The sequence below is a fragment of the Nocardia sp. NPDC005978 genome (assembly GCF_040614455.1).
Lineage (GTDB): Bacteria > Actinomycetota > Actinomycetes > Mycobacteriales > Mycobacteriaceae > Nocardia.
Window position 1 is genome coordinate 73,586 of the sequence record NZ_JBEXUS010000002.1, and the last position, 12,547, is coordinate 86,132.

The window sequence follows — 12,547 nt, forward strand, 5'->3', positions numbered from 1 at the left end:
ATCGTTACTCGAACTGTAAGACTGACAGTTGAGCTGTTTCGCCTGGCCGGATCACCGGCCGCCCGGCCGAGATCGGAGCCCGCCGTGACCATCCCGCTCCAGGCGCCGCATGGGCCGATCATGGATTCGGTCTTGACGCCACGGCACTTCGTGCAGCAGACTCACAGACAACCGGACAGCATTGTCCGGTTGCGCCGAGTTCTTCGGAACTCGCCGCCCGTGCCGGCCCCGCAACCAGTTCCGGACCCGCTCTTCCTGCAGAGCGCGCCGGACGCCGGCATGGCGGCGGCGTCCCGGTTTGCCGCCCCACCGGGACCCTCGGGGGGTGGTTGCGTCCCTTCGTCGCCAACCACCCCCCGAGCATCGGCAGCGTCGCCGGTGGCCGTCGAACCAATCCGGACAGTATCGTCCGGATTGGTCCTCACGGTACTACGCTGATGCCCGTGTCGAGTCGATACCGCAGCGGTGGCGGCCCGGCCGTCGCGCCCGCCAATCGCCAGGCTCTGCTCAGAGCCGCACGAGAAGCGTTCTCCGAGATAGGTTTCGGCGCTTCTCTCAACGAGATCGCCAAACGCGCGGGCGTGGGGCACGGCACCATGTATCGCCACTTCCCCGACCGCATCGAGCTCGCGGTCGCGGTCTTCGACTCCGACATCGCCGCGTTCGAACAGTTCGATTCGCGTCGCAACGGCACGCTCGACGATCTGCTCGACGTGGTGGCCAAGGCCGCCACCTCCGCGGCCGCGCTCACCGAACTGCTGATGACCCACCGCTCCGATCCGCGCGTGGCCCGCCTCGACGATCGGATCCGCAGGACCGTCACCCGCATCTACGAACGCGCCCGGGCCGCCGGGCAACTCGGCCCCCACCTGACCGCCGAGCACGTCATGCTCGCCGCCGCCATGCTCGCCCTCGCGCTCGGCAAATGCGGCCATCGGACCCAGAGCGCACTCGTCGCGGACGAAGCCCGGGCCCTGTTCGGCGCGGCCTTCACGGCCCGGCTCCCGCTCGAACCGTCGTGAAACTCCTCGGCCCGGCCGAGATCGCCGAGGGCGCGGCCGCGCTCACCCTCACCCCGGAGGGAATTCCCCGCACCCCACTGGTCGTGGTGGATCTCGATCGCGAGCAGTGGCAGTACGCCGACGCGGCGGCGGCCGCGCTGCGGCGGCAGCCCGGTGTGGTCGTGGTGGGACTCGCGCACCGCCCGCTCCCCGAGGCCGCGCGAACCCTGTTGTCGGAGTTCACCTGCACCCTCGCCCCGGACGGTCCCGGCCGCTACTGGGTCGCCGGGACCGACGCCGATCTCGCGGCGATCGTCGCCACCGTCGACGCCGCGCCCCGCGCGGCGATCACCCTCGCGGGCCTGCTTGCGCTGACCGCGCGGGCCGGCGTCGCCGACGGCCTGACCGCCGAATCGCTGGCCTATTCGATGCTGCTGGCCGGACCGGAATTCGCCGCGTGGCGCGCGGGCCGCCCGCGCCGCCCGGTGCCGGACGCGGCGGACCCGGTGTTGCTCGAGCGCAGCGGCGACACCCTGACGGTGAGCCTGAACATGCCGCAGCGCCACAACGCGTTCGGGCACGCGGTCCGCGACGGCCTGATCGAGGCGCTGGCGGTGGCCGAATACGATTCCTCCATCGAGCGGGTGCTGCTGCGCGGCAACGGCCGATCCTTCTGCAGCGGCGGCGATCTCGACGAGTTCGGGTCGGCGTCCGATGTCTCGGCGGCGCACCTGATCCGGCTGGGACGCGGCGCGGCCCAGGCAGTGCATCGCCTCGGGCCGCGAATGCACGCGGTCCTGCACGGCGCGTGCATCGGGGCCGGCATCGAGGTGCCATCCTTCGCCGCGCACGTAGCAGCGAGCGCCGACGCGTACTTCCGGCTGCCCGAACTCTCCATGGGACTGGTGCCCGGTGCGGGCGGAACGGTCGGCATCACCCGCCGAATCGGCCGGTGGCGCACCGCGTTCCTGGCCCTCACCGGCCGACCCATCGACACGCGGACCGCACTGGACTGGGGATTGATCGACGCCGAAGCGGGGCGGTCATGACCGAGCACGGTGCGAAATCGGGCCGGGACGAACGCCGAACGCCCGCCCCAGATCTCCCGCCGACAGCGTCCACCACGGCGGCAACCACTCCACCGCCGGGGGCGCAGTCGCCCGATAGACCGGTCCGGACGGCCGGAACGCAGGTGCCAGGGGCCGGTACGCACCCGCCAGCGACCGGAGCCTGCGCGCCCGGGGCCGAAACACTTGGGCCGGACGCCGATACCCGGCCGCCGGCGGCCGATACCCAGGCACCTGAGGCCGAGACGCAGCCTCCGGCGGCCGGAACACCTGGACCAGAAGCCGATACGCAGCTCCCAGCGGCCGGCACGCAGGCACCCGAGGGCGAGAAGCGGATGCCGGCGGTCGGAACGCTTGTGCGGCATGAGCGCAGAGAGAACGGGGCCGAGTTCCCCGAATCGTCGCGGACGATCGCCGGGCTCCCCGGGCGGATCTCTTCGGCGGATACGACCCCGTCATCGCCGCTGCGGGCGTGGGCGGAGTCGGGGGCCATGGCTCTCACCGGGCGCGCGGGCGGGCCGCCGCTCGCCGCCCCCGGGGACCCGGCGGCACGGGTCGCGCGGGAGCTGGCGCGGACGGGGCATTTGACCCGGGAGCGGACCGGAGTGTGGCCGGAACTGCCCGGGGTCGAGCTGCTCGGGGAACGGGCGGCACTCGCGGGTCTGGGTCGGCGTGGTCCCGAGTCGTGTGGAGGCGCCTTTCGCGTGCTGGGTACCGCGGACGGGCACGTGGGCCTTTCGCTCCCGCGCGCCGAGGATGTCGAGCTGCTTCCCGCCTTGGTCGAAGGTCCTTTGCACCAGGGTGATACGTGGGGCTCGGTGGCCCGGTGGGCGCGCAGGACCTCGACCGTGGACGCCGCGGCGCGAGTGCGGCTGCTCGGGCTGGCCGGAGCGGCTGTGCCCACACCCGAACGCCACTCCCGCCCCGGGATATCGTTCACCGAGTACGGCCGGCGTACCCATCGCCGCACCCACCCCGTAGTGGTCGATCTGACCGCGCTGTGGGCCGGCCCGCTGTGCGCGCATCTGCTCGGGCTGGGCGGGGCTCGCATTATCAAGATCGAGAGCCGCACCCGCCCGGACGGCTCGCGGAGGGGCGCTGCGGGCTTCTTCGACCTGCTGCACCACGGACATACCATGGTCGGCTTGGACTTTCGCGAATCGCGTGACCTCGACCTGCTGCACGGCCTCATCACCGACGCGGATCTGGTGCTCGAGAGTTCACGCCCCCGCGCGCTGCGCCAGCTCGGCATCGACGCCGCCGAGTGTGCGGCACGGGGCACTTCCTGGCTGTCGATCACCGCGCACGGCCGTGCGAGCGACGCCATCGGATTCGGCGACGATGTCGCGGCCGCCGCCGGACTGGTCATCCGGGATCGAGACGCGGTCCTGCCCTGCGGGGACGCCATCGCGGACCCGTTGACCGGGGTGTGCGCGGCGGCAGCGGCGTCGGCGGCGCTGCTGGCGGACAACGCCCGGCTGATCGATGTGTCCATGCTGCATCTGGCGGCCGAAACGGCCACGGGCGCCGTCGAAGAGCACTCCATCCGCCGGACCGGACAGGGCTGGTGGGTCGATTCGGCCGCGGGTTCCTACCCGGTCGCCGCACCACGAGCACGCCGTGCGCCGGCCCCGGCCGGGCCACTCGGCGCGGACAACGCCGGGTTCGGGCTCGAGGTGATCGAGCGATGAACGCGACCGCGACACCGGACCGGCCGCGAGAGCTCGGTGGCGACAGCACCAACGGGAGGGTCGAGGTGATCGGTGAGCATGCCGGAACGCTCGGCTTCCAGCGGCACAGTGTCGCCCAGGTGACGCGGTGAGCGCGGCACAGGTGCCACGGCGCACCGTTTTTCGTGATGTAGAGGTGGCGGGCGAACACACGGACGTGCTGGTGCGCGATGGCCGCGTGGTGGCGGTCGGGCGCACGCGGCGGGGCGACGGCGGCGAGGTGATCGACGGTGCGGGCGGGGCGCTGCTGCCGGGACTGCACGACCACCACCTGCATCTGCTCGCCATGGCGGCCGCGTCGCGATCGGTGGAGTGCGGTCCCGGCGCTGTGCGCGGACTGCGCGAATTGCGCGCGGCCCTGCGACAGCACGACGGGCAGGGCTGGGTGCGCGGCGTCGGCTACCACGAGTCGGTCGCCGGAACCCTCGACCGGCATGTCGTGGACCGGCTGTGCGCGGATCGCCCGGTGCGGATACAGCACCGCAGCGGCGCGCTGTGGATGCTCAACTCGCTTGCGCTGCAACGGATATCGAGCGTGCTCGACGATTCCGCCGACGTGGAGCGAGATGCCGCCGGCGAGCCGACGGGCCGGCTGTGGCGCTACGACGGCCGGTTGCGCGCGGCCCTGCCCGATGATCCGCCCGAGTTGCGCCCGCTCGGCCGGGCTCTCGTCCGGGCAGGAATCACCGGGGTCACCGACGCGACACCGGATCTGGACACGACCGCCGTCGCGATCCTCGCCGCCGCTCGAGCCGACGGCGCACTGCCGCAGCGGCTGACGCTGCTCGGCGCCGACCTCGGCGCGGGCACGGGATTCACCGTCGGCCCGCGCAAACTGCTGCTGCGCGACCATGATCTGCCCGACTACGACCGCCTCGCCGCCACCGTGGCGGCCGCACACCTGTCGGGCAGGCCGGTCGCGGTGCACTGTGTCACCCGCGTCTCCCTGCTGTTGACCCTGGCGGTCCTCGCCGAGGTGGGGACCCGGCCGGGCGATCGCATCGAACACGCCGCGGTGGTGCCCGCCGATGTGGCACAGCGGATCTCGGACCTCGGCCTGCGGGTGGTCACCCAGCCGGGCTTCCTGCGCGCACGCGGCGACGACTACCTGCGCGAGGTCGATCCGGACGATCTCGCGCACCTGTATCCGCACGCGGGACTGCTGTGCGCGGGCGTTCCGGTGGCGCTGTCGAGCGACGCACCGCACGGCCCGCTCGATCCCTGGGCGAACATGCGTGCGGCGGTGGACCGCTCGACGTGCACGGGGCACGTTCTGGGCGTGACCGAGCGGGTGGACGCGAGAACCGCGCTGGCCGGATACCTCTGCGCCCCGGATGATCCGGGCGGCCCCGCGCGAACGGTCACACCCGGCGCCCGCGCCGACCTCTGCCTGCTCGAGGAGCCACTGGCGATCGCCCTCGACAAGCTCGACAGCGCGCTGGTGCGCGGCGTCATGATCGAGGGCCGGTGGCACGATGCGCGCCGCTGATCGAACGCCGCCGCGCCCCTGCCGCAGTCCCGCTCAGGTGGCCCTGCCCGAACCCATCGGAATCCCCCGGTCCCGACCGTGGTTCGAGCTACTCCCAATCGTGACTGGCGTTGCAGGAACGGCATTCCAGCCGCAGGTTGTTCAGGTTGTTGTACGCCGCCTTGGCTTCGGCGGGGGTGGCCACGGCCGCGGCCTTGAGATGGTCGCGCCACTTCTGGACGTGGCCCAGTTCGATGCCGCTCTCGGTGCATCCGTTGCCGCAGGTCTCGCACTGGTAGATCCGCAACTGCCGCTGCGGATTCCACGGGTCCGCCACCGCCTGGAATTTGCGGTGGCTGAGCATGAAGATCCGGGTGTCGCGGTTAGCGCGCAGTTGACCGGGATCGGTGTACCACGCCGGCTTCGGCAGCTTGTTGACGTAGGTGTCCACCTCGGACTGCACGACCGCGCCGTCCGCAACCCAGGTGACATCGAACTCGATGTTTTCCGGCAGCGCGATCTGATACTGGTAGCTAGCCTTCATCGGCCCGCCCCTTCTGAAGAGTATCTAGAAGGGTGGGTGCGCGCGTTCCCACCGAGTGCCCATGATACTTGCGCCACAACATCATTCGGGCCGATTTCGACCCGATCGAGGCGTGGACCGCCCGCCTTCCTACAACCGGAAGCCCGCGGCCAGGTTTCGGAACGCCTCGTCCAGAATTCCGGGCAGCTCCCGGGTGTCGTCGGCGAGCCAGTATTCGTAGGCGGCGATGGCCACGCCGAGGGCGGCGTGCGCGAGTGCGCCGGGCACCAGATCCGAGGCCGGGACGCCCAGTCGCTCGGCGGCGAAATCGGCCACCACGGTGCGCCAGGCGTGGTAACGCAGCGCCGCGTGCGCCTGGAGCGCGGGAACGCCGAGGATCAGGCGCATTCGATCGCGGTGCCAGGGGATCTGCGCCGGATCGAACCGGTTGAACTCCACCACGACCGTGCGCAGCGCGTCCAGCGGCGGCTCGCCGGCGGGCACCCTCGCGAACCGCTCGCGCATCGTGCGCAGGTGCGCGTCGAAATCGCCCCAGACCACATCGTTCTTGGAATCGAAGTAGCGGAAGAACGTCCGCCGGCCGATGCCCGCCGCGGTCGCGATGTCCCCGACCGTCGTCGCCTCGAAGCCGTGGCGATCGAAGAGTTCGAACGCAGCGCGCTCGAGCGCGTGGGCGGTGGTCGAGCGCCGCCGCCCCGGACCGGCCGAACTCGACTGCGCGGCGGCTGAATTCACGGTCATCGGCCTTCCTTTTCGGCACCCGGTGCCATTATGCTGTCCGTGACAGGAAATATCATTCTCTTCTGAGGAGAGTCATGTTCACCAATTCGAACGAATCGCCCGCTGCCGACGACGGCGTGCTCATCGAAGAAGACCTGCTCGTGGAAGAGGTCTCGATCGACGGCATGTGCGGTGTCTACTGAGCTCGCGGCCTTCGATCCGGCCCTGCCGCATCGGCTGGCCGAATCGGTGTCGCTGCGACCCGAGCCCTTCGGCGCGCTGGTCTACGACTACGCGACCCGCAAGCTGTCCTTCCTGAAGACCCCGCTGCTCGTGCGGGTGGTCGAGTCGCTCGAACACCAGCCCGACGTGCACGCCACCCTGGTCGCCGCCGGGGTTCCCGCGGCCGATCACCCGCGCTATCTGGGGGCCCTGGCCGGACTGGCCGCCTCCGGCGCCATCGCGCCCCGCCACGCCGGCTGAGCCCCGAACCGGGAGCAATCATGAAACTGGTCGAACATTTCGAACACGGACTCAACTCCCCCATCTGCCTGACCTGGGAGCTGACCTACGCCTGCAATCTGGCGTGCACACACTGCCTTTCGTCCTCCGGCCGCCGGGACCCCCGGGAGCTGAGCACCGAGGAATGCAAGGCCGTCATCGACGAACTGCAGCGAATGCAGGTGTTCTACGTCAACATCGGCGGCGGCGAACCCACCGTGCGCTCGGACTTCTGGGAACTCATCGACTACGCCGTGGACCACGGGGTAGGAGTCAAGTTCTCCACCAACGGCATCCGGCTCACCGCCGAGCGCGCCCGCATGCTCGCCGCCAGCGACTACGTCGACGTCCAGATCTCCCTGGACGGCGCGACCGCCGAGGTCAACGACGCTGTCCGGGGTACGGGGTCCTTCGCGACGGCGTGGACGGCGATGCAGAACCTGGCCGACGCCGGCAAGACCGGATTCAAGCTCTCGGTCGTCATGACCCGGCACAACGTCGGCCAGCTCGACGAGTTCAAGGCCATCGCGGACCATTTCGGCGCGCAGCTGCGCATCACGCGCCTGCGGCCGTCCGGACGCGGCGCGGACGTCTGGCCGGAGCTGCACCCCACCGCCGAGCAGCAGCTGACCATCTACGACTGGCTGGTCGCCAACGGCGAACAGGTGCTCACCGGCGACTCGTTCTTCCACCTCAACGCGCTGGGCGACACCGCGCTGCCGGGGTTGAACCTGTGCGGTGCGGGGCGCGTGGTGTGCCTGATCGACCCGGTCGGGGATGTCTACGCCTGCCCGTTCGCGATCCACCAGGAGTTCCTGGCCGGAAACGTCCGCGATACCGGCGGCTTCGAAACCGTCTGGCGCGGTTCGTCACTGTTCACCTCGCTGCGCGAACCCCAGTCCGCCGGGGCGTGCACGCAGTGCTCGGCTTTCGACGCCTGCCGCGGCGGCTGCATGGCCGCCAAATTCTTCACCGGCCTGCCCCTGGACGGCCCCGATCCGGAGTGCGTCCGCGGAAACGCCGAGCACGGCCTCGCGGCCGCCGGAGCGCGACCGTCGCCGGACAAGGACCACTCCCGCACCCGAACTCGGAAATCCGCGGTGACGCTCGGGATTCCGACGCTCGCCCGGGCAACCGTTCCCGATCGCGCCTGCGACACCAGCCCGCTCGCGGGTATGCGCTGAATCGCGTAATCAGAGAAGGACATTCACGAGATGGCAAGCACCAGCGACTGGTTCGAATCCGTCGCCGAGGCCCAGCGCCGCGCCAAGAAGCGCGTCCCCAAATCGGTTTACCTGGCCCTGCTGGCCGGGTCCGAGGCCGGGGTCACCCTCGACGACAACTCCGCGGCGTTCGCCGAAATCGGCATGCGCCCGCACATCGCGGATCTGCCCGCGACCCGCGATCTGTCCACCACCGTGCTGGGACAGCAGATTTCGCTGCCGGTGATCTGCTCGCCCACCGGCGTGCAGGCGGTCGATCCGGCGGGTGAGATCGGCGTCGCGCGCGGTACGGCGCAGTCCGGCACCGCGCTCGGGCTCTCCTCGTTCGGCTCCAAACCCATCGAAGAGGTCGTGGCCGCCAACGAGAAGACCTTCTTCCAGGTCTACTGGCTGGGCAGTCGCGAGGACATGGTCGCGCGCCTGGAGCGGGCCCGCGAGGCCGGTGCCAAGGGCGTCATCGTCACCCTGGACTGGATTTTCGCCACCGCCCGCGATTGGGGCAGCCCCGCCCTGCCCGAAAAGGTGGACGTGAAGACGGCGGTGAAGTTCGCGCCCCAGGTGCTGGCGCGGCCGGGCTGGCTGTGGCGATTCGCGCGCTCGGGCAAACTGCCGGATCTGAGCACGCCCAACCTGGTCGGGCGCGGCGAGACGGGTCCGACCTTCTTCGGCGCGTACGGCCAATGGATGGGCACGCCGCCGCCCACCTGGGACGATCTGGCCTGGCTGCGCAGTCAATGGGACGGTCCGTTTCTCATCAAAGGCATCTCACGACCCGATGACGCGAAACGGGCCGTGGATATCGGCGCGACCGCCATCTCGGTGTCCAACCACGGCGGCAACAATCTCGACTCCACCCCCGCCGCGATCCGCCTGCTGCCCAGCATCGTCAACACCGTTGGCGGACAGGTGGAAATCCTGCTCGACGGCGGTGTCCGGCGCGGCAGTGACGTGGTCAAGGCGCTGGCGCTGGGCGCGCAGGCGGTGATGATCGGGCGCCCCTACCTGTGGGGCATGGCCGCCGGCGGTGAACGCGGGGTCCACAACGTGCTCGAAGTCCTGCGCCAGGGCATCGATTCCACGCTGTACGGGCTCGGGCACAGCAGCATTCACGAGCTGAGCCCCGCCGACGTGCTCGTGCCGGACGGGTTCACCCGGGGTCTGTGATGGACACCGCCCCCGTCGCCGTGGTGACCGGCGCGGCCCGCGGCATCGGGGCGGCGACCGTCCGCCGGCTCGCGGCCGCCGGTTGGCGCGTCGTCGCCGTCGACCGCTGCGCCGATGACCCCGGGGTGCCGTATTCGCTCGCTACCGCCGGTGAACTGCGTTCGCTGGCAAACGAATACGCCGATTCGGTGGCGCCGGTGACGGCCGACGTCCGCGATCAGGACGCACTGGACGGTGCGGTGCGGCTGGCCGGGGAACGCTTCGGGCGACTCGACGCCGCCGTCGCCGCGGCCGGGGTCATCACCGGCGGCGGTGTGCCGCTGTGGGAAACCCGGGCCGTGGACTTCACCGCCATGTTCGACATCGGCGTGCACGGGGTGGCGAACCTGGCCCGGGCCGCCATTCCCGCGATGCTGGGCGGGAACGGCACGGGCACCGGGCGTTTCGTCGCACTCGCTTCGGCGGCCGGACATCACGGCATGTGGCGGCTGGCCGGCTACAACGCGGCCAAACACGCGGTCGTGGGACTGATCAAAGGGCTCGCGAACGATCTGCGCGGCACCGGGATCAGCGCGGTCGCGGTATCGCCGGGCTGCACGCGCACGGCGCTGCTGGCCGAATCGGCCCGCATCTACGACCTGGACGATGTCGAGGCGTTCGCCGCTCATCAACTGCTCGGCCGAATCCTCGAGCCCGACGAGGTCGCCGAAGTGGTGGCCTGGCTGTGCGCGGCCGAATCACCGTGCATCACGGGCACCGTCGTGCACGCCGATGGAGGTTTCGTGCCATGAGGGTGCTGCTGGATTCACGTGGCCGCCGGTTCGCGGACGGTCGCGGATTGCTCGGCGGATCACCCCCGCGACTGATGCGGCTGGGAGCGTCCGGCGCGCGGGTGCTGGACAGCTGGCTCGCCGGTCACGGCGTGAGCGACGATCCGGCGCATACCGTGCTGGCTCGGCGGCTGCTCGACGCTGGCATCGTGCATCCGACGCCCGAACCGAATCGTTTTGCGCGGCACTCGGTCACGATCGTCATCCCGGTTCGGGACAACGCGGCGGGACTCGCGCGACTGACCTCCACCACGGTCGGCGACTGCCGATGTGTCATCGTCGACGACGGATCACGAATTCCGCTCCCGGACGCGACCGCCCGGCACCGCGTCTCCCGGGGGCCGGCGGCAGCGCGGAACACCGGAGTACACGGTGTCGAGACCGCACTGGTGGCCTTTCTGGACTCCGATACGATCCCGGCCCCCGATTGGCTCGACACCGTGGTCCCGCTGTTCGAGGATCCCGCTGTCGCCGCGGTGGCCCCGCGGGTACGCAGCCTGCCCGACGGTCCGATCGGACGCTACGAATCGCGCCGGTCCGCACTGGACATGGGTGAGCGCCCCGCGACGGTCCGCCCCGACAGCCACGTGCGCTACGTCCCGTCCGCGGCGCTGGTCGTGCGCGTGGACGCGCTGCGCGCGGTCGGCGGCTTCGACGAGCGCCTGCGCTTCGGCGAGGACGTCGATCTGGTGTGGCGGCTGGTGGCGGCGGGCCATACGGTGCGCTACCAGCCGGACTCGATCGTGCACCACGAGCCGCGCGCGAGCCTGATCCCGTTCCTACGCCAGCGCTTCGACTACGGCACATCCGCCGCGCCACTATCGGCGCGACACCCGGAGATGCTCGCGCCCGCGATCCTGACCCCCGCCACGCTGGCCCAGTTCGGGCTCGCGATGTGTGGATTCCCGGCGGCCGCGCTCGCGCCGAGCCTCGTGTCCGCCGCCATGGCCCTGCGCACGCTGCGCCGCGGCGGCGTGCCGATGCCGATCGCCGCGGAACTGGTGGCGACCGGGCAACTCACCCTCGCACGGCAATTGGCTGCGGCCACGCGGCGCACCTGGTGGCCGCTGCTGCTGTGGAGCCCGCGCGGGCGCACCGTCCTGCGGATCGCCTGCGCCGTCGCCGCCCTCGAATCCGCCGCGGAGGGAACCGATCCGGCCCTGCGACTGGCCGATGACGCCGCGTACGCCCTCGGCGTCTGGGCCGGCTGCGCCCGGACCGGCACGTGGCGCCCGATGCTGCCCCGCATGGCACGCTTCACACGCAGGTCCCGCCGATGAACGACCCGGCCACCTCCTCGCCCGTGAATCGGGTACGGCCACGTCCGGCCCGCACACTCGCGACCATCGAGCGCAACGGCCGGATCCTGTTGCCGGTCAATGAATTCGCTCGCAACCTCGGTGGGCGGGCGAACCGCGGACCGGCGTGCGGACCGCGGGCGGGCCTCACCCCAGATCGGATCCGCCGATGAACGACTCGCCCCCCGTCGACCTCGTGCGGCACCGCTCCCCCGAACTCGGCGCGCGGCCCCGCGTCCTGCTCGCCGTTCCGGTGGGGGCCACCGAACAGCACGGACCCCACCTGCCCCTCGACACGGACACCGCCGTCGCGGTCGAGCTGTGCCGACGGCTGGCCGCACGCGTCCCGGATGTCGTTGTCGCGCCCGCCATTCCGTATGGCTCGAGTGGTGAGCACGCGGGATTCCCCGGCACGCTGTCGATCGGCCGCCACGCGCTGCGCGTGCTGCTGGTCGAACTGGTGCGCTCCGCGGACGAATTCGCGGGCGTCATCCTCGTCAACGGCCACGGCGGCAACCTCGAACCGCTGCACGCGGCCGCCCGGATACTGCGGTACGAAGGCCGCCACGTGCTGGCCTGGTCACCGACGGGCAACCCGGACGACAGTCACGCCGGGCACGCCGAAACCTCGGTCATGCTGCGCCTGCGCCCCGAATCCGTTGCCATGGAACGGCTCGAGCCCGGTGAGACCCGCCCGCTCGGCGAGATCATCGACCAGCTACGACAGCACGGCGTCGCGGCGGTCAGCGCCAACGGCGTGCTCGGCGACCCGACCCGGGCCAATGCCGAGGACGGCGAACGCCTGCTCGAAACCTGGGCGACCGCACTCGCCGAACGGGTGGGACGGCACTTCCCCCGTGCTGCCACCGCAACCGACGTTCCAACCCCTGCGGAGACACCTGCTCTACCCCTATGAACAAGCCAGAGCCAACGAGAACACCCAGCTGGACCAGGTGAACGAACCGGCCCGGCACGGGTGAGTCAACTCCGACCATGCTGTC

The 12,547-nt window shown here is 71.0% G+C and carries 14 protein-coding genes; 12 read left to right on the top strand and 2 right to left on the bottom strand.

Features of this window, described 5'->3' with window-relative positions:
- Positions 1-443: 443 nt before the first annotated feature.
- From ABZ319_RS01400 to ABZ319_RS01420, 5 genes are all read left to right on the top strand, one after another.
- Positions 444-1,022 carry a helix-turn-helix domain-containing protein gene (locus ABZ319_RS01400; RefSeq protein WP_354984296.1) on the top strand — a complete coding sequence of 193 codons (579 nt, stop codon included), beginning with the start codon at positions 444-446 and terminating at the stop codon, positions 1,020-1,022.
- Entirely contained in the window at positions 1,019-2,050 is a 1,032-nt protein-coding gene (locus ABZ319_RS01405; protein WP_354984297.1) for an enoyl-CoA hydratase/isomerase family protein, read from the top strand. Before ABZ319_RS01400 ends, ABZ319_RS01405 begins: the two co-directional genes overlap by 4 nt.
- A gap of 509 nt (positions 2,051-2,559) precedes the next feature.
- Positions 2,560-3,759, top strand: a complete 1,200-nt coding sequence (locus ABZ319_RS01410; RefSeq protein WP_354984298.1) for a CoA transferase — start codon at positions 2,560-2,562, stop codon at positions 3,757-3,759.
- Positions 3,756-3,890 carry a hypothetical protein gene (locus tag ABZ319_RS01415; RefSeq protein WP_354984299.1) on the top strand — a complete coding sequence of 45 codons (135 nt, stop codon included), beginning with the start codon at positions 3,756-3,758 and terminating at the stop codon, positions 3,888-3,890. The genes ABZ319_RS01410 and ABZ319_RS01415 overlap by 4 nt, the downstream gene beginning before the upstream one ends.
- Positions 3,887-5,287 (top strand): amidohydrolase family protein, encoded by a 1,401-nt coding sequence (locus tag ABZ319_RS01420; RefSeq protein ID WP_354984300.1) that lies wholly within the window; start codon positions 3,887-3,889, stop codon positions 5,285-5,287. Before ABZ319_RS01415 ends, ABZ319_RS01420 begins: the two co-directional genes overlap by 4 nt.
- Positions 5,288-5,375: 88 nt before the next feature.
- Here ABZ319_RS01420 and ABZ319_RS01425 read toward each other — a convergent pair whose 3' ends face one another.
- Together ABZ319_RS01425 and mftR are read right to left on the bottom strand one after the other, a co-directional pair.
- Positions 5,376-5,810: a GH-E family nuclease gene (locus tag ABZ319_RS01425; protein ID WP_354984301.1), complete on the bottom strand. Its 435-nt coding sequence runs from the start codon at positions 5,808-5,810 to the stop codon at positions 5,376-5,378.
- Between the two features lie 129 nt (positions 5,811-5,939).
- Positions 5,940-6,551, bottom strand: coding sequence for a mycofactocin system transcriptional regulator (mftR, locus tag ABZ319_RS01430; RefSeq protein WP_354984302.1), 612 nt, complete (start codon positions 6,549-6,551; stop codon positions 5,940-5,942).
- Positions 6,552-6,625: 74 nt separating this feature from the next.
- Between mftR and mftA the strand changes: the two genes are divergently transcribed.
- From mftA to mftE, 7 genes are all read left to right on the top strand, one after another.
- Positions 6,626-6,733, top strand: coding sequence for a mycofactocin precursor MftA (gene mftA / locus ABZ319_RS01435; protein WP_354984303.1), 108 nt, complete (start codon positions 6,626-6,628; stop codon positions 6,731-6,733).
- Complete coding sequence (mftB, locus tag ABZ319_RS01440; protein ID WP_354984304.1) at positions 6,723-7,013, top strand: mycofactocin biosynthesis chaperone MftB; 291 nt, start codon at positions 6,723-6,725, stop codon at positions 7,011-7,013. The genes mftA and mftB overlap by 11 nt, the downstream gene beginning before the upstream one ends.
- 20 nt (positions 7,014-7,033) lie before the next feature.
- Positions 7,034-8,215 (top strand): mycofactocin radical SAM maturase, encoded by a 1,182-nt coding sequence (mftC, locus tag ABZ319_RS01445; protein WP_354984305.1) that lies wholly within the window; start codon positions 7,034-7,036, stop codon positions 8,213-8,215.
- Positions 8,216-8,245: 30 nt separating this feature from the next.
- The gene (gene mftD, locus ABZ319_RS01450; RefSeq protein ID WP_354984306.1) at positions 8,246-9,418 is read left to right on the top strand and encodes a pre-mycofactocin synthase MftD; all 1,173 of its coding nucleotides are present in this window, start codon (positions 8,246-8,248) and stop codon (positions 9,416-9,418) included.
- On the top strand, positions 9,418-10,209 hold the full coding sequence (locus tag ABZ319_RS01455; RefSeq protein WP_354984307.1) for a mycofactocin-coupled SDR family oxidoreductase: 792 nt from the start codon (positions 9,418-9,420) through the stop codon (positions 10,207-10,209). The genes mftD and ABZ319_RS01455 overlap by 1 nt, the downstream gene beginning before the upstream one ends.
- Entirely contained in the window at positions 10,206-11,528 is a 1,323-nt protein-coding gene (gene mftF / locus ABZ319_RS01460) for a mycofactocin biosynthesis glycosyltransferase MftF (RefSeq protein ID WP_354984308.1), read from the top strand. The genes ABZ319_RS01455 and mftF overlap by 4 nt, the downstream gene beginning before the upstream one ends.
- A 187-nt stretch (positions 11,529-11,715) precedes the next feature.
- On the top strand, positions 11,716-12,462 hold the full coding sequence (gene mftE, locus ABZ319_RS01465; RefSeq protein WP_354984309.1) for a mycofactocin biosynthesis peptidyl-dipeptidase MftE: 747 nt from the start codon (positions 11,716-11,718) through the stop codon (positions 12,460-12,462).
- Positions 12,463-12,547 lie beyond the last annotated feature (85 nt).